12 protein-coding genes and 1 pseudogene are annotated in these 16,564 nt (G+C 70.5%); 9 read left to right on the top strand and 4 right to left on the bottom strand.

Features of this window, described 5'->3' with window-relative positions:
• Window positions 1-44 precede the first annotated feature (44 nt).
• The 4 genes from OG241_RS11485 to OG241_RS11470 all read left to right on the top strand — a co-directional run bounded on the left by OG241_RS11485 (window position 45) and on the right by OG241_RS11470 (window position 4,772).
• Complete coding sequence (locus OG241_RS11485) at window positions 45-239, top strand: hypothetical protein (RefSeq protein WP_006379812.1); 195 nt, start codon at window positions 45-47, stop codon at window positions 237-239.
• Between the two features lie 256 nt (window positions 240-495).
• Window positions 496-780, top strand: a complete 285-nt coding sequence (gene tatA / locus OG241_RS11480) for a Sec-independent protein translocase subunit TatA (RefSeq protein WP_405815125.1) — start codon at window positions 496-498, stop codon at window positions 778-780.
• Between the two features lie 53 nt (window positions 781-833).
• The gene (gene tatC, locus OG241_RS11475) at window positions 834-1,793 is read left to right on the top strand and encodes a twin-arginine translocase subunit TatC (protein WP_405815124.1); all 960 of its coding nucleotides are present in this window, start codon (window positions 834-836) and stop codon (window positions 1,791-1,793) included.
• Window positions 1,794-1,910: 117 nt separating this feature from the next.
• A complete protein-coding gene (locus OG241_RS11470; RefSeq protein WP_405815123.1) occupies window positions 1,911-4,772 on the top strand; it encodes a DEAD/DEAH box helicase in 2,862 nt (953 codons plus the stop codon).
• 327 nt (window positions 4,773-5,099) lie between these two features.
• Here the strand turns inward: OG241_RS11470 and atzF are convergent.
• From atzF to OG241_RS11450, 4 genes and pseudogenes are all read right to left on the bottom strand, one after another.
• Window positions 5,100-6,779, bottom strand: a pseudogene (atzF, locus tag OG241_RS11465) (allophanate hydrolase); the annotation flags it as partial.
• 378 nt (window positions 6,780-7,157) lie between these two features.
• Window positions 7,158-10,673: a 5-oxoprolinase/urea amidolyase family protein gene (locus OG241_RS11460; protein ID WP_405815122.1), complete on the bottom strand. Its 3,516-nt coding sequence runs from the start codon at window positions 10,671-10,673 to the stop codon at window positions 7,158-7,160.
• Window positions 10,670-11,308, bottom strand: coding sequence for an urea amidolyase associated protein UAAP2 (locus OG241_RS11455; RefSeq protein WP_405815121.1), 639 nt, complete (start codon window positions 11,306-11,308; stop codon window positions 10,670-10,672). The genes OG241_RS11460 and OG241_RS11455 overlap by 4 nt, the downstream gene beginning before the upstream one ends.
• Window positions 11,305-12,129 (bottom strand): urea amidolyase associated protein UAAP1, encoded by an 825-nt coding sequence (locus tag OG241_RS11450; RefSeq protein WP_405815120.1) that lies wholly within the window; start codon window positions 12,127-12,129, stop codon window positions 11,305-11,307. Before OG241_RS11450 ends, OG241_RS11455 begins: the two co-directional genes overlap by 4 nt.
• A 217-nt stretch (window positions 12,130-12,346) precedes the next feature.
• Between OG241_RS11450 and OG241_RS11445 the strand changes: the two genes are divergently transcribed.
• The 5 genes from OG241_RS11445 to OG241_RS11425 all read left to right on the top strand — a co-directional run bounded on the left by OG241_RS11445 (window position 12,347) and on the right by OG241_RS11425 (window position 16,539).
• The gene (locus OG241_RS11445; RefSeq protein ID WP_405815119.1) at window positions 12,347-12,982 is read left to right on the top strand and encodes a TetR/AcrR family transcriptional regulator; all 636 of its coding nucleotides are present in this window, start codon (window positions 12,347-12,349) and stop codon (window positions 12,980-12,982) included.
• 327 nt (window positions 12,983-13,309) lie between these two features.
• Window positions 13,310-15,055, top strand: coding sequence for a sensor histidine kinase (locus OG241_RS11440; protein WP_405815118.1), 1,746 nt, complete (start codon window positions 13,310-13,312; stop codon window positions 15,053-15,055).
• Window positions 15,052-15,459, top strand: coding sequence for a roadblock/LC7 domain-containing protein (locus tag OG241_RS11435; RefSeq protein ID WP_319094099.1), 408 nt, complete (start codon window positions 15,052-15,054; stop codon window positions 15,457-15,459). The genes OG241_RS11440 and OG241_RS11435 overlap by 4 nt, the downstream gene beginning before the upstream one ends.
• Entirely contained in the window at window positions 15,456-15,938 is a 483-nt protein-coding gene (locus tag OG241_RS11430; protein ID WP_405815117.1) for a DUF742 domain-containing protein, read from the top strand. Before OG241_RS11435 ends, OG241_RS11430 begins: the two co-directional genes overlap by 4 nt.
• Window positions 15,919-16,539, top strand: a complete 621-nt coding sequence (locus tag OG241_RS11425; protein ID WP_006380993.1) for an ATP/GTP-binding protein — start codon at window positions 15,919-15,921, stop codon at window positions 16,537-16,539. Before OG241_RS11430 ends, OG241_RS11425 begins: the two co-directional genes overlap by 20 nt.
• Window positions 16,540-16,564: the final 25 nt, after the last annotated feature.

Here is a 16,564-nt window from a genome sequence, read left to right as displayed (position 1 = left end):
CGGGGGCCCGCGGCCGGGACCCGGTGAGGGACTAGGCTCGGGCCATGTTCTGGCCGATGTTCGCGATCGCTGTGGGGTTCCTGGGTCTCGCCGTTCTCGGGGTGCTCGCCGTCCGGGTCTTCCTGGAGGCGCAGCGCCTGGGAAGGCAGGTCACGGACTCCGCACGGCGCATCAACCGGGCCGCGGAGGATCTGGAACGGGCCGCGGTGCACACGGCGCGCTCTGTGGACGCGCTGTGAGTGCCCGGCGGCTTTCCTGTGAGTCCTTGGGCTGATGTGTTTTGGGCGACTTCGCCCTGTCACCTTGTCGGTGGCGGCAGGTACGCTGCTGATCGCGGCCGGAAAACGAGGCCCGGACCGCATACCGGGAGTACGCACAGGGATTGCCTCAGGTTTACCCCCGAGAGTTACGATCGCTGTGAACACGAAGGTCGGACACCTGTCCGAACCATCGGACAGCACCCCCACCCAGCCGCCTCGGTGAGAAGGTAAAGAAATGTTCGGAAGGCTCGGCGCTCCCGAGATCATTCTCATCCTCGTCGTCATCATCCTGTTGTTCGGCGCGAAGAAGCTTCCGGACATGGCGCGCTCGCTCGGCAAGTCCGCGCGCATCCTGAAGAGCGAGGCCAAGGCGATGAAGTCGGAGGGCCAGGAAACCGCCCCCGCCGGCCCGCCGCACACCGACGAGCAGCCCCCGGTGCAGCGCACCATCCAGGCCTCCCCCGGGGACGTGACGAGCTCGCGCCCGGTCACCGAGCCCACGGACACGACCCAGCGCTGACGCTGACGCAGGGCCGGACACCTCCGGCCTGCCGCACGAGATGAGGACGTGGGTTGCTCAAGTCTGCCCGCAACAAGGAGAAGGAGAGGGATCCCGAGGGGCGGATGCCTCTCGTGGAGCACCTTCGCGAGCTTCGCAACCGGGTCGCGAAGGCCATGCTCGCCATCGTGCTCGTCACGATCGTGGCGGCCTTCTTCTACAACGACATCATCAACTTCTTCACGAAGCCGGTGCTCGACTCGGTCGGCTGCCCGTCCTCCTTCTCGGAGCTGGCGAAGCAGCAGACCCAGAGCCAGAACCCCTGCGCGAAGATCACGATCAACGGTCTGCTCGCACCCTTCACGCTCGCGCTGAAGGTGTCGCTGATGGCCGGTGTCGTGCTCGCCTCGCCGATCTGGCTCTACCAGCTCTGGGCCTTCGTCGCCCCGGGCCTGCACAAGGGCGAGAAGAAGTACGCGTACGCGTTCGTCGCATCCGGCGTTCCGCTGTTCCTCGGCGGCGCCTACTTCGCCTACCGGGTGCTCCCGACCACCGCGAAGGTGCTCATCGAGTTCACGCCGTTCGGCGTCGACAACCTGCTGCCGCTGGACGACCTGCTCGACCTCGTCACACGCATGGTGCTGGTCTTCGGTCTCTCCTTCGAACTGCCGCTGCTGCTGATCATGCTCAACCTCACCGGCATCCTCTCCGGCAAGAAGATGGCCGGCTGGTGGCGCGGCATGATCATGGGCATCACGGTGTTCGCGGCGCTCGCGACCCCCAGTACGGACCCGCTGACCATGCTGGCGCTCGCCGGACCGATCTGGCTCCTGTACTTCGGCGCGGTGGCCTTCTCGCTGACGAACGACCGGCGCAAACGCCGGCGCGAGAAGGCGGGCCCGGGTGACGACGAGGCCTCCGACCTGGACCTCACCCCCGAGGACATCGGCGAGATCGAGACCGTCTCCGCCAGCCGTGCCCTGCCCGAACAGACGGGCACGGAACGGGTCAACGGCTATGACGACGTGACCTGACGCACCCTCTCACCATCCCGACGCGGAAGCGGCCGGGGCGCCCACCCGGGTGCCCCGGCCGCTTCCACATTGCCTGAGCTGCACGGATTGTGGGTTTCCCAGGCATCGATCCGGATAATGATCGTCCTGTTGTCAGTGGGGGCCGGTAGTCTCGAAAGCACGATGACAGAGGACCTCTCACCGGCCGAGCGGTATGCGGCAGCACGTAAGCGCGCTGTCGAGCAGGCCACCGCGCTCGCGTCCTTCCGCGAGATGTACGAATTCGGTCTCGACCCCTTCCAGATCGAGGCCTGCCAGGCGCTCGAAGCGGGAAAGGGCGTGCTGGTGGCCGCCCCCACCGGTTCGGGCAAGACGATCGTCGGCGAGTTCGCCGTCCATCTCGCCCTTCTGCAGGGCAAGAAGTGCTTCTACACGACCCCCATCAAGGCCCTGTCGAACCAGAAGTACTCCGACCTCTGCCGCCGTTACGGCGCGGACAAGGTCGGCCTGCTCACCGGCGACAACAGCGTCAACTCCGATGCCCCGGTGGTCGTGATGACCACCGAGGTCCTGCGGAACATGCTGTACGCGGGCTCGCAGACCCTCCTGGGCCTCGGCTATGTGGTCATGGACGAGGTGCACTACCTCTCCGACCGCTTCCGCGGCGCCGTGTGGGAGGAAGTGATCATCCACCTCCCCGAGTCGGTCACCCTCGTCTCGCTGTCGGCGACCGTGTCCAACGCCGAGGAGTTCGGCGACTGGCTCGACACCGTGCGCGGCGACACCCAGGTGATCGTCTCCGAGCACCGGCCCGTGCCCCTCTTCCAGCACGTGCTCGCCGGGCGCCGGATGTACGACCTCTTCGAGGAGGGCGAGGGCAGCAGGAAGGCCGTCAACCCCGACCTCACGCGGCTCGCGCGCATGGAGGCCCAGCGACCCTCCTTCCAGGACCGCAAACGCGGGCGTGCCATGCGCGAGGCCGACCGTGAACGCGAGCGCAGATCCCGCTCGCGCGTATGGACACCGGGGCGCCCCGAAGTCATCGAACGCCTCGATTCCGAGGGCCTGTTGCCCGCCATCACGTTCATCTTCAGCCGCGCGGCCTGCGAGGCCGCCGTACAGCAGTGCCTGTACGCGGGGCTGCGGCTGAACGACGACGAGGCGCGGGAACGGGTGCGCGCCCTCGTCGAGGAGCGCACCGCCTCCATCCCCGACGAGGACCTCCACGTCCTCGGGTACTTCGAGTGGCTGGAAGGTCTGGAGCGCGGCATCGCCGCCCACCACGCGGGCATGCTGCCCACGTTCAAGGAGGTCGTCGAGGAGTTGTTCGTACGCGGCCTCGTGAAGGCCGTGTTCGCCACCGAGACCCTCGCGCTCGGCATCAACATGCCCGCCCGCTCGGTCGTGCTGGAGAAGCTCGTCAAGTGGAACGGCGAACAGCACGCCGACATCACCCCCGGCGAGTACACCCAGTTGACCGGCCGCGCCGGCCGACGCGGCATCGACGTCGAGGGTCACGCCGTCGTGCTGTGGCAGCGCGGTATGAGCCCCGACCACCTGGCGGGACTGGCCGGCACGCGCACGTACCCGCTGCGCTCCAGCTTCAAGCCGTCGTACAACATGGCGGTCAACCTCGTGGAACAGTTCGGGCGGCACCGCTCGCGCGAGCTGCTGGAGACCTCGTTCGCGCAGTTCCAGGCCGACAAGTCGGTCGTAGGGATCTCCCGGCAGGTGCAGCGCAACGAGGAGGGACTCGATGGCTACAAGGAGTCCATGACCTGCCACCTGGGCGACTTCGAGGAGTACGCGGCACTGCGCCGCGAACTCAAGGACCGCGAGACCGATCTGGCCCGCCAGGGCGCCGCCCAGCGCCGCGCCGAGGCCGCCGTCGCACTGGAGAAGCTCAAGCCCGGTGACATCATCCACGTCCCCACCGGCAAGTACGCGGGCCTCGCGCTCGTCCTGGACCCGGGACTGCCCGCCGGCCGGTCCAACGGCCACCGCGGTTTCGAGCAGCACGACGGGCCGCGCCCGCTGGTGCTGACGGCCGAACGGCAGGTGAAGCGACTGGCGTCCATGGACTTCCCCGTGCCTGTCGAGGCATTGGAGCGGATGAGGGTCCCCAAGACCTTCAACCCGCGCTCCCCGCAGTCCCGCCGTGACCTCGCGTCCGCGCTGCGCACCAAGGCCGGGCACATCCCGCCCGAGCGGGCCCGCAAGCAGCGGGCGCAGGCGGCCGACGACCGTGAGATCGCCCGGCTCCGCACCGCGATCCGCGCGCACGCCTGCCACGGCTGCAACGACCGCGAGGACCACGCCCGTTGGGCCGAGCGTTACCACCGGCTGCTGCGTGACACCTCGCAGCTGGAGCGGCGCATCGAGGGCCGTACGAACACCATCGCCCGGACGTTCGACCGCATCGTCGCCCTGCTCACCGAGCTGGACTATCTGCGGTCCGACGAGGTGACCGAGCACGGCAAGCGGCTCGCCCGGCTCTACGGCGAACTGGACCTGTTGGCCAGCGAATGCCTGCGCGCGGGCGTGTGGGAGGGACTCTCTCCCGCCGAACTCGCCGCCTGCGTCTCGGCGTTGGTCTACGAGTCGCGGGTCGCCGACGACGCCATGGCACCGAAGGTGCCGTCCGGGAAGGCCAAGGCCGCGCTCGGCGAGATGGTCCGCATCTGGGGCCGGCTCGACGCGCTGGAGGAGGAGTTCCGGATCACCCAGAGCGAGGGCGTAGGCCAGCGCGAGCCCGACCTCGGCTTCGCCTGGGCGGCCTACGAGTGGGCCTCCGGCAAGGGCCTCGACGAGGTCCTGCGCGAGGCGGAGATGCCGGCCGGCGACTTCGTCCGGTGGTGCAAGCAGGTCATCGACGTCCTCGGGCAGATCTCGGCCGCGGCGCCGGTCTCCGGCAGCGAGGGGTCGACGGTCGCGAAGAACGCGCGCAAGGCCGTGGAGGGGCTGCTGCGGGGCGTTGTGGCGTACTCGTCGGTGGGGTAGCCCCCGGCGGTTAGGGGTGTTCCGGTCCACCGGGGCTGGGCTGGGCCGGCTTGGTGGTTGGTCGAGCCCAGCGTGCGTGCGGGGCGTGCGCGGGTGGTCCGGGGTCTTGCGGCGCCCGGCGGGGGTGTGGCCTGCGGTGGTCTGGCGGGTCGGGGCGAGGCTCGCTGCGCGCAGTTGTGGGGTGCGGGCCGATCGGCCATGGCTCTACGGTGGCTGCCCTGCGGGGTCGCACACTCGGTGTCCCGCCCGGCGCCGACCTCATACGCGGAGCGTGTGAAGTCGGTCTGCGTCTTCTCCGGGTGAGACACGGCGCAGCGCGCGCGGTCGTCAGGGGCGACTGTTCAGGTACGCGCGCCAGCCGCCGTACGCCGTGATGTCCTCGGCGCCTTCCAGCGCGGCCGGTTCGCACAGGAAGCCGGGTACGCGGGTGCCGTCGGCGAGTTCGAGGCGGCCCAGCGCCATCGGGCGGGGGAGGGCCGCGAGGAAGTGGCCGAGTCCCTCGGCGGGCAGGCGCCACACCTCGGCCTCGATGGCCGCACCGGTGGTTTCCCCTTCGCCGACGTGGACCAGGCCCGGCTTCGGCGGGGTCGTGGGGAGGGCGTGCAGACGGTAGACGGGGGCTGTCGTCGTCGTACGTTCCAGCCGGGCGCCCAGGGCGAGGAGCTGGGGGTTCAGCGGCTGGCCCGCGAGATGTGCGCCGACCACCGCGAGTCGGACCTCGGGCTGCACCAGACGGGCGATCGTGGCGAGCCGTTCGTCGGTGAACGCCGGGCCGATCAGCATCACGCCGAAGGGAAGGCCGTCGACCTGGCCGGCGGGCACGGCGACCGCGGCCAGGTCGAAGAGGTTGGTGGAGTTGGTGAACCGGCCGAGGCGGGCGTTGGCGCCCAGTGGGTCGGCGGCGACCTCGGCGAGGGTGGGGTGCCCGGGGGCCGTGGGCAGCAACAGGGCGTCGGCGTCCCCCAGTTCCGCGAGGGCGTCGGCGCGCAGGGCGGCCAGTCGCTCCTGGTCGGCGTAGAGCTGGTGGGCGGGGATGTCGCGGGCGCGGGTGATGATGCCGGCGACGGTGGGGTCCAGGGTCGCGCTCGCTTCACCTCCCTCGGCGAGCAACTTGTCGACAAAGGCACCTACAGCCGTATAGCGCTCCGCGACGAACGCGCCCTGGTACAGCATCGCGGCGGCCTCGGTGAACGGCGTGAGGTCGAGCGTGCGGACGGAGACACCTGTGGCGCGCAGCCGCGTCACCACGGCCTCGTACGCCTCCGCCCAGCCCGGGTCGAGTTCTCCGAGCTGGGCGAGCGGTGGGACCGCCACGCGCCAGGGGCCTGGGGTGCGCTGCGGGAGGTGCGGGAGTTCCCGGGCGGACGGGGACGCCATGTGCGAGAGTGCCTGCTCGGCCTCGGGGAGCGTACGGGCGAAGACGGTCACGCAGTCGAGCGACGCGCAGGCCGGGACGACGCCGGTGGTGGGGACGAGGCCTCGGGTGGGCTTGAGGCCGACGATGCCGTTGAAGGCGGCGGGGACGCGGCCGGAGCCGGCGGTGTCGGTGCCGAGGGCGAAGTCGACGAAGCCCAGCGTCACGGCTGTCGCGGAGCCGGAGCTGGAGCCGCCGCTGATACGGGCGGGGTCGTGGGCGTTGCGGACGGCGCCGTAGGGGGAACGGGTGCCGACCAGGCCGGTGGCGAACTGGTCGAGGTTGGTGGTGCCGAGGAGGAGGGCGCCGGCGTTTCTGAGTCGGGCGACGACCGGGGCGTCGGCCTCGGGGTGGTAGGCGTAGGCCGGGCAGCCGGCGGTGGTGGGGAGGCCCTCGACGTCGATGTTGCCCTTGGCGGCGAAGAGTCTGCCGGCGAGGGGGAGGTGGTCGCCGGCGGCGAGGCGGGCGTCGATGGCCTGGGCCTCGGATTCGACCTCGGCCTGGGGGCGTAGGTCGATCCAGACCTCGGGGCGGTCCGCGGCGTCGATGCGGGCGTAGGCCATACGGACTCGGGTCAGGGTCGACATCTGTGCTCCTTGGGCTGGGGTGGTGCTGTCGGCTGCGGGTGGGTGGACAAGGGTTTCCTCGCCCCCGCCGCCCCTACCCGTCCCATCCCGTTCCTGGGGGCTGCGCCCCCAGACCCCCGCTGTCGGCCCTGAAGGGGCCTTGTCCTCAAACGCCGGACGGGCTGGAGGTGCGGGCCGGGGCTGGAGGGGTGCGGCCTGGGGTGTAGACACGGTGGGGGCGGGTGGGTGGGAAAGAAGCCGGCCCTGAACGGGCCTCGTCCTCAAACGCCGGACGGGCTGGTATGTCAGCCCCTCCGGCGTTTGAGGAGCGGGGGTTCGGGGGCAGCGCCCCCGAGGATGGGACGGGTAGGGGCGGCGGGGGCGAAATCCTGCACAGGTCGGCTGTCAGGGGCTCGGAGTCAGCACGATCAATGCCGTGCCTGCCTCCACCTGGGCGCCCGGTCTGGTCAGGATTTCGTGGACCACGCCGGTGATCGGGGCGTGTATCCGGGACTCCATTTTCATCGCCTCCAGGGCCAGGAGCGGCTGGCCCGCTGTTACCTCGTCGCCCGGAGAGACGTTCAACTGCCATACCGACGCGGCGAATTCGGCCTCGATGAGGTGACCCCCGGCCGGGACCGTCACCTCGGTGGAGGGGGCCGGAGGTGCCGTGACGGCCTCCGCCCTCGTGAACTCGCCCGCCGCTTCCCACGCGTCCCGTTCCGCCGAGAAGGCCGCACCCTGGCGGGAGCGGAACTCCGCGATCGACTCGGCGTTCTGCGCCAGGAACTCCTCGTACTCCGCCAGGGAGAAGACGCCCTCCTCGATGCGGGGGACGAAGCGACCCGAGACGATGTCGGCGCGCAGGTCCAGGAGTTCGTCGGGCTCGACGGCGTACCACTTGATGCGGTCGAAGAAGCGCAGCAGCCACGGTGAGCCCGGTTCGAACGCGCCGCGCTGCTGCCAGCCGGACCACACCTGGGTCGTACGACCGACGAACTGGTAGCCGCCGGGGCCCTCCATGCCGTAGATACAGAGGTAGGCGCCGCCGATGCCCACCGAGTTCTCCGCCGTCCAGGTGCGGGCCGGGTTGTACTTTGTCGTGACCAGGCGGTGGCGGGGGTCCAGCGGGGTGGCCACCGGGGCGCCCAGGTAGACGTCTCCCAGGCCCAGTACGAGGTACTCCGCCTCGAAGACCGTGCGGTACACGTCGTCGACCGAGTCCAGACCGTTCACCCGGCGGATGAACTCGATGTTCCACGGGCACCAGGGGGCGTCGTCGCGGACGCCCGCCATATAGCGGGCGATCGCCTCGCGGGTCGCCGGGTCGTCCCAGGAGAGGGGGAGGTGGACCGTGCGGGAGGGGACCGTGAGGTGGTCCGCGGGGGGCAGGGCGGTCGCCGTCCGCCGTATCGCGGCGAGGAGTTCGGGCTGGGGGAGCACGGCCGGGTTCGCCTGGATCTGGAGGGAGCGGATACCCGGGGTCAGGTCCGTCACCCCTTCCAGGTCCAGCTCCGTCACCGCCTCCATCAGGGCGTGGACGCGCATCCGGAGCGCCAAGTCCAGCTGCATGGGCCCGAATTCGACCAGCAGGTTGTCGTCGCCGCTGCGCCGGTACGTGATGTCGCCGTCCCGGGCCAGGATGCCCCCGTCCACAATCGCCGCCCGGCGTACGCCTGTTGTGTCCACCGGTGCGAAACGGACCGTGTCGCCGGGCCGCAGCTGGCCCAGTTTCCAGCGTTCCGTGCTGAGGACGGTCGCCGGGCACACGAAGCCGCCGAGCGAGGGGCCGTCCGGCCCCAGCAGCACCGGCATGTCGCCCGTGTAGTCGACGGCGCCCACGGAGTACGGCGTGTCATGGATGTTGGACGGGTGCAGGCCCGCCTCACCCCCGTCGGTACGCGCCCAGCGGGGCTTGGGGCCGACCAGTCGTACGCCCGTGCGGGCCGAGTTGAAGTGGACCTTCCAGTCGGCCGCGTAGAAGTCGTGGATGTCCTCCTCGGTGAAGAACTCCGGTGCCGCGTGCGGGCCTTCGACCGCGCCGATGTGCCAGGGCGAGGCGAACTCCGGGCGGTCGGCGGAGGGGACCGAGGTTCCCGACTCCGTCGCCGCTCCGCCGTGCAGTACGTCGCCCGTGCGCAGCGCCCGGCCGCCGTGGCCGCCGAATCCGCCCAGCGTGAAGGTGGCCGCGCTGCCGAGGAAGGGCGGCACGTCCAGGCCGCCGCCGGCGAACAGTACGTAGGTCCGCAGGCCCTGTTCCGTCGGGGCCCCGATCGCCAGTACGGCACCCGCCGGGACCGTCACCGGTTCCCACTGCGCGACCGGCGCACCGTCCAGGGTGACCGGCGCCGGAGCCCCGGTCACACACACCGTCGTGGGGTGGGTGAACCTCAACGACGGTCCCTGGAGGGTGCATTCGAGGCCGGGGGCGCCCTCGTCGTTGCCCAGGGCGCGGTTGCCGAGCCGGAACGAGCGGTCGTCCATCGGGCCGCACGGAGGCACGCCCACCTGCCAGTAGCCGGTGCGGCCCGGCCAGTCCTGGACCGTGGTGAGCGTCCCGCCGGAGACGACCTCGATGCGCGGAGTCGGATCACTCACCCCGGCGAGGGTCGCCGTCGAGTGCGTCGCGGAGCGGAAGTCCTGGTTCGCCAGCGCCGCCCGCACCAGCCCGAGGTTGGTCTCGATGCCGTCGACCCGGGTGCGGGCCAGCGCCTCGTCGAGCCGGCGCAGCGCGTGCTCCCGGTCGGCGCCGTACGCGATCACCTTCGCGAGCATCGGGTCGTACGAGGTGGTCACCTCGGTGCCCGTCTCCACCCAGCCGTCGATCCGCACTCCGCCCGGGAACTCGACCCGGGTCAACAGGCCCGCGCTGGGCCGGTGTTCGCGCGAGGGATCCTCCGCGTAGACACGGGCCTCGACGGCGTGACCGCGGGGCGTGCCCGGGTCCCGTACGACATCGCGCTCACCGCGGGCCAGCCGCAGCATCCAGGCGACGAGGTCGACGCCGTAGATCTCCTCCGTGACCGGATGTTCCACCTGGAGACGGGTGTTGACCTCCAGGAAGTACGCTTCCTCGCGGGCCGCGTCGTACACGAACTCCACTGTTCCGGCAGAGCGGTAGTCGACGGAGGAGCACAAGTTGCGTGCTGCGTCCGTCAGTTGGGTGCGCACGTGCTCGGGGATACCGGGGGCCGGGGCCTCTTCCACCACCTTCTGGTTGCGGCGCTGGAGCGAGCAGTCGCGGTCGCCGAAGGTGACGACCCGGCCCTCGCCGTCGCCGAAGACCTGTACCTCGACATGGCGGGCGTGTTCGACGAGCCGTTCCAGGAAGACGCCGGCCGAGGAGAAGGAGGCGGCGGCGACGCGCTGCACCCGCTCCCAGGCGTCGGCGAGTTCGGCCGCCGAAGCACAGGCCGACATGCCGATGCCGCCGCCCCCGCCGGTCGCCTTGAGCATCACGGGATAGCCGATGGCCGCGGCCTGTTCGTACGCCTCGTCGAGGGAGGCCAGCAGTCCCGTGCCGGGTGCGAGGGGCACGCCGGCCGCTTCGGCGGCCGCCCGGGCCGTGTGCTTCGCGCCGAACAGGTCCAGCTGAGCGGGCGTCGGCCCCACGAACACGATCCCGGCGTCCTCGCAGCGCCGCGCGAAGGCCGCGTCCTCGGACAGGAAGCCGTACCCGGGATGGATCGCCCCCGCCCCCGTCGCCTTGGCCGCCGCCAGCACCAGGTCGGCGTCGAGATACGACTCCTTGGCGGGCGCCGGACCGAGCCGCACCGCCTCGTCGGCGAGCCGGACGTGCGGGGCGGAGCGGTCGGCGTCGGAGTGGACCGCGACCGTGCGCAGGCCCAGCTCCCGTGCCGTACGGATGATGCGTACGGCGATCTCGCCCCGGTTGGCGACCAGCAGCGTGTCGAAGGTCATGCCGTGGCCGCCGGGGTGTCCGTCTCAGGCTCGGTGATGGTCATCTCCACCGCTGTCGGGTCGAAGCCGTTGCAGGGGTTGTTGATCTGGGGGCAGTTGGAGACGAGGACCAGGACATCGCGCTCGGCGCGGAGCGTGAGCGAGAGCCCCGGCGCCGAGAGGCCGTCGACGATGCCCAGCGTGCCGTCCTTCTCCACCGGCACGTTCATGTACCAGTTGATGTTGGAGACCAAGTCCCTCTTGCCCAGGCCGTGTTTGGCGCCCTCGGCGAGGAAGTTGTCCACGCAGGCATGCTGAGACCAGGTGTGATGGCCGTACCGCAGGGTGTTCGACTCCTTGGAGCAGGCACCGCCCACCGTGTCGTGGCGGCCCACGTCGTCGGCGGTCACGGTCATCAGGGGCGTGTGCTCGTTCGACATCAGGACACTGCCCGTGGTGAGGAAGACGCCGCCCTGGGCATGGATCGTGTCGGGCGCGCTGTAGCGCACGGACGTGTCGTGGGCGTCGTACACGAGGAAGTCGACGGCCTGGTTGCCGTGCAGGTCGGTGATGGTCAGCGTCCCGCCCGCGCGGACGACGGACGACCAGGCGGCGCGGGCCGCGACGACGTACTTCCGGACGGTCGGCGTGCTCATGCGAGCCCCCTCGCGGCAAGGAATTCAGCGGTGTTGAGGAAGGCCCGGTGGCCTTCGGGCGTGGCCTCCCACAGGGGGTCGCCGGGGCGGGTCGCCTCGGCGCGCCACGCCAGCACCTCCAGCGGGGTGCTGACGTAGTCGTCGCGCGGGTCCGCGGGGTGCGGGACGTTCGCGATCAGCACCGTGACGTCCTGCTCGGCGCGCAGCGTCACACTGCCGCCGGGTCCGGCCGAGCCGGTGAAGTCGAGGGAACCGTCCTCGCGTACCTCCACGCCCTGGAAGAACGAGAGCGAGGGCGGCAGATCGCGCGGCTGGAGGCCGTTCTTGGCCGCGGCCAGCTTGAACAGCTCACGGCCGGCGGGGGAGGGCGACTGCGGGGTGCCGTCGCCGTACCGGTTCGTGTTGCGTACGAGGGTGGAGGTGCCGCACAGCGCGTCGTGGCGCCCGGAGGTGTCGGCGACCAGCGAGGCGAGGACCCGGCCCTGGTCGGACAGCAGCAGCTGCCCCTCGCCGAGGTAGGCGTTCCACTGGACCTTGACCGTGTCGGCGACGTTCAGCCGCTCCCAGGGCCGGTCCGCGACGAAGAGCAGCAGATGGGCGCAGGCGTCGCCGCGCAGGTCGGTCAGGCGCAGCTCAGTGCCGCGGGCCAGGACCCGGTGCGTGTAGTTGCCGCCCGCCACTGTCTCGGCCCACACCAGATGGCCGGCCGCGCAGGGCGGGGCGGGCCAGTCGGCGGCCGGGACGACGGGCATGGCCTCCGCCTGGGCGCCCTCCTGGGCGCGGGCGTGATCGCGGGCTCCGTACGTGGTCGATGTCCCCATCGAGGGTCCTCCGGCTCCGAAGTCGTACTGCTTCTCGTACTGCCTCTGGTACTGCTTCTCGTGCTGCTGCTGGAGCTGTCTGTCCTGCCGGTCTAATTTCTGTCGCCCGACAGAAATTAGGCGGGAGTCGAGACGCTGGAGTTGCCCGTGTGTTGCCACCCGGTTACCGATCGCTCACGGAGATCATCCGGCAGGGGGGTGTGCGAGGATCGAACGCATGGGAACGACGGGCGGGCCGGGCGGACGGCGGGTCGGCAGACCGCGGGCCGCGCAGCGGCCGGACAGCGGGCTCGCCCCGCGGGCCGAACTGCTCACCGCGGCCGCCGAGTTGTTCACCACCCGCGGCTACGCGGCCACCACCACGCGGACCATCGCCGAGCGGGCGGGGATGCGCCAGGCGTCCATGTACCACTACGTCTCCGGCAAGGAAGAGCTGCTCGCCGAGCTCCTGGAGTCCACCGTCACGCCCTCGTTGACGTACGCCCGTGGGCTGCTGGCCGACGACGCCACCCCGGCCGAGGACCGGTTGTGGGAGCTGTGCCGCACCGACGTCGAACTGCTCTGTGGCGGCCCGTACAACCTCGGCGGTCTCTACCTCCTCCCTGAGGTGAGTGCCGAACGCTTCGCCGGTTTCCATGCCGTCCGGGCCGAACTCAAGGATGCCTACCGGCAGTTGCTCGCCGCGACCGCCGCCGGGGGCGTGCTCGCCAAGGGTGAGCTGGAGCTGCGCACGGATCTGCTCTTCGGGCTCATCGAGGGTGTCATCCTCGTGCACCGCTCCGGCGCCGAGCGCCCCGTCTCCGTCTTCGCGCAAGCCGCGGCGGACGCCGCACTGCGCGTCGCCGGTATCTGAGGGCAGAGGCGGCCCCGGGCCTTTCGGAGGCCCGCGTTCACCCGTCACGGTGAGTGCTTTTCGTACGCCCATCCGTCGTTACGCACTGTGTGTGATTGCATCCGCAGCGTGCAAATGGGCCGAGGGTACTCCACTCGCAAGGGGCATTTCAGAGGCTTGCCGAATATGACACGGCGTTGATCCGGTCGGACTAAGCTCGCCCGCAGCGCACCGAGTTGGGATGTATTCGTGCGCTTGTTCCCAAAAATACCGAAGATCCAGACAGTTCCCAGACGTACCCCACAGCAAGCTCCCCCAACCCCAGCCGATTTGTCTCAGAGGGCATACATGGTGAGTGTTCAATCGCCTCCCAATGGCCGTGAACTTCCCTACGCGCGCGTGCTGTTGCTACCTGCCATAGCAATGGCCGGTGCGACCGGAGCCGCCGCCGCCCTGGTGACGGGGCCGGTCCGCGCCGCCGTCGGCTGGTGCGGAGCCATCGCCACGGTCCTGGTCGTCGCGGTCGCCGCCGAAGTGGTCCGCCGGGGCCGTACGGTCCGTAGCCTGCGGGCCGAGCACGCCCGTCACACCGCGTATCTGGAGCGGCGCATCGCCGCCCACGACGAGGAGTTCGCCCGGTTCGGCACGGAAGTCCTGCCCCACGGGCTCCATCTGCTGCGCGTTGCCGGTTCACCCTCAGGGGTGATTCGCGAACTGCGTGGACCGGACTCTCCGTACCGCGAACTCCCGGTTCCGCAGCGCAAACTGCTGGAGCGGGTCCTGGAGATCATCGATCGCGAGGAGTCCATGCGGGACGGCGCGCAGCGCGCGTTCGTCAGCATCGCCCGGCGCGTCCAGGCGATCGTCCACCAGCAGGCCAACGAACTCCGGGAGATGGAGGAGGACCACGGCCGCAACCCCGAGGTCTTCGACGACCTCCTGCGCATCGACCACGGCACCGCGCTGATCGGCCGTCTCGCCGACTCCATCTCCGTGCTCGGCGGCGGTCGGCCCGGGCGCCAGTGGCCGCAGCCCGTCGCGCTGTACAGCGTGCTGCGCGGCGCGATGTCCCGGATCCTGGAGTACCGCCGTATCGACCTGAGTTCCATCGCGAAGGTCAACGTCGACGGCAACTCCGTCGAACCGCTCATCCACGCCGCGGCCGAACTCCTCGACAACGCCACGCGCTACTCGCCGCCCCACACCAAGGTGCACGTCACCGCGACCGAGGTGCAGACCGGCATCGCCATCGAGATCGAGGACGCCGGCGTCAGCCTCAGCGAGGAGTCCCGCAAGCGCGCCGAGGTCATGATCGCCCGCGCCCAGGCCGGCTTCGACCTCAACGACCTCGGTGAGTCACCGCGCCTCGGCCTGGCCGTCGTGGGGCGACTCTGCGAGTCGTACAAGATGCAGATCTCGCTGAGGCAGTCCGCGTACGGCGGTGTCCGCGCCGTGCTGGTCGTGCCGTCCGAGATGCTCACCAGCGACCCGGCGCCCGGGCTCGCCCATGGCATCGGCGCCACCGCCGCACCCAAGATCGAACTTGGTGCGCTGGAAGGCCCCAAGCGCCCGCCCAAGAAGCGGCGCCCCACGACGGGCCCACGGATCCCGGCGTCGGTCTCCATGGAGGACGACGTCCCGGAGGTCACCGAGTGGACCGAGAACGGTCTGCCGCAGCGCCGCAGCCGGGTCAAGACACCGCTCAGCGAGCGGTACGCCCGGTCCAGGGCGTCCGAGGCCGCGTTGGAGGCCGACCCCGAGCTCCGCAAGCTGTGGGAGCCCGAGTCGCAGAAGAAGAAAAAGGACGACGAGCCTCTGCCCGGCCTGTGGGTCGAGGCGTTCATGGAGGGGCTCAAGGGCGACCCGGACCCCACGGCCTTCACCAGGAACCCCGACGACCCGACGATGTTCTCCGGCCACCCGGACGACGCGGTCGACTTCACCGCGTTCCCGGGCGCCGACGCCACGGCTTTCGGCGGGCAGCCGGACGACCGAGCGGCCTTCGGCGGCCACCGGGACGACCCGACCGCCGCCAGTGCGACCAACCAGCAGCCGGCCCACGCTGAGGCCGACGACGAGGGGGACCTCAAGTGATCTCGCAGCGAGCCAACTTCGACTGGATGCTCAAGGAGCTCGCCGACGGCGTACCCGGTATCCAGCAGATCGTGGTGCTCTCCGCCGACGGTCTGCGCATCGCGCGCTACGGCGGCGACCCCGACGCCGCCGACCGTGTCGCCGCCGCCTGTGCGGGGCTGCAGAGCCTCGCCGGCGCCGTCGCGCACGAGATCCCGGACAGCGACGGCACGATGCGCATGGTCATCATCGAGGTCACCGGCGGCTACTTCTACCTGATGGCCGCCGGCCCCAACGCCTATCTCGCGGTCCTCGCCAACGTGGTCGCCGAACCCGGCAACATGAGCAACCACATGCGCGACCTCGTCGTCCGCATCGGCGCCCACCTCACCAGTCCGCCCCGGCGGAACGGGCAGACCGTATGACTCCTCCGCAGCGCCGACGGCGCTACCCCATCAAGCAGGAACCTCCGTCCGAGCCGCTCCCGCAGAGCGCGGCCGCCGCGGAGGGCGAAGCAGGCCAAGAGGGCGCGGCGGGCAAGGAAGGGGAAGCCGGGGAAGCCAAGGAAGGCGAGCGCAAGAACCCCGAGCGGCTCTACGTCCTCACCGGCGCGGCCCCGGGCGGCGAGCGCGCCTCGCTCGACCTCGTCACGTTAATCGTGGCGTGCGCCGAGCCCCCGCCCGCCGCCCCGCCGGAGCAGTCGGCGCTGCTCCGCCTCTGCAAGGCCCCTCTGTCCGTGGCCGAGCTCTCGGCATACCTCAACCTGCCGTTCAGCGTGGTGACCGTCCTGCTCACCGAGCTGCTGACGGCCGAACTGGTCCAGGCGCGCTACCCGCTCATCCGCGAGTCGCTCGCCGACCGTTCCCTCCTCGAAGCGGTGATGCATGGACTTCAAAAGCTCTGACACCATCCCGGGCCCACGGACCGAGGACCGCCTGCCGTCAAGCACCCAGGCCGCGGTGAAGATCGTGATCGTGGGCGGATTCGGCGTGGGCAAGACGACCATGGTCGGCTCGGTGAGCGAGATCAGGCCGCTGACCACCGAAGAGACCATGACGCAGGCCGGCATCGGCGTCGACGACAACTACGGCTCCGACTCCAAGACGGCCACCACCGTGGCCATGGACTTCGGCCGCATCAGCATCACCGACCAACTGGTGCTGTACCTGTTCGGCACCCCGGGCCAGGAACGCTTCTGGTTCCTGTGGAACGGCCTGTTCGAAGGCGCCCTCGGCGCGGTCGTCCTGATCGACACCCGGCGCCTGGAAGTGAGCTTCGACGTCATAGGGCGACTCGAGGAGCGGGGCGTGCCCTTCGTCATCGCCGTCAACTCCTTCCCAGACGCGCCCCGTTACCCGGTCGAGGACCTGCGCTCGGCCCTCGACCTGGCCCCGGAGATCCCCATCGTCGAGTGCGACGCACGCAGGCGGGCCTCCAGCCGGGACACGCTCATGACGCTGATGCGCTTTCTGCACTCGCTGGAGATGACGAAGGCGTCCGTCTGAGCGCGCCCACCGGCAACCCAGCACA

The organism is Streptomyces sp. NBC_01390, from assembly GCF_045040105.1.
GTDB lineage: Bacteria > Actinomycetota > Actinomycetes > Streptomycetales > Streptomycetaceae > Streptomyces.
The sequence above is the reverse complement of the archived record's forward strand: the minus strand, read 5'-3'. Positions and strand labels throughout refer to the sequence as shown.

Coding starts and splice junctions, on each gene's coding strand:
- OG241_RS11485 (WP_006379812.1), top strand. CDS start 45: ATGTTCTGGCCGATGTTCGCGATCGCTGTGGGGTTCCTGGGTCTCGCC.
- tatA (WP_405815125.1), top strand. CDS start 496: ATGTTCGGAAGGCTCGGCGCTCCCGAGATCATTCTCATCCTCGTCGTC.
- OG241_RS11470 (WP_405815123.1), top strand. CDS start 1,911: ATGATCGTCCTGTTGTCAGTGGGGGCCGGTAGTCTCGAAAGCACGATG.
- OG241_RS11460 (WP_405815122.1), bottom strand. CDS start 10,673: ATGACCTTCGACACGCTGCTGGTCGCCAACCGGGGCGAGATCGCCGTA.
- OG241_RS11455 (WP_405815121.1), bottom strand. CDS start 11,308: ATGAGCACGCCGACCGTCCGGAAGTACGTCGTCGCGGCCCGCGCCGCC.
- OG241_RS11450 (WP_405815120.1), bottom strand. CDS start 12,129: ATGGGGACATCGACCACGTACGGAGCCCGCGATCACGCCCGCGCCCAG.
- OG241_RS11445 (WP_405815119.1), top strand. CDS start 12,347: ATGGGAACGACGGGCGGGCCGGGCGGACGGCGGGTCGGCAGACCGCGG.
- OG241_RS11440 (WP_405815118.1), top strand. CDS start 13,310: ATGGTGAGTGTTCAATCGCCTCCCAATGGCCGTGAACTTCCCTACGCG.
- OG241_RS11430 (WP_405815117.1), top strand. CDS start 15,456: ATGACTCCTCCGCAGCGCCGACGGCGCTACCCCATCAAGCAGGAACCT.
- OG241_RS11425 (WP_006380993.1), top strand. CDS start 15,919: ATGGACTTCAAAAGCTCTGACACCATCCCGGGCCCACGGACCGAGGAC.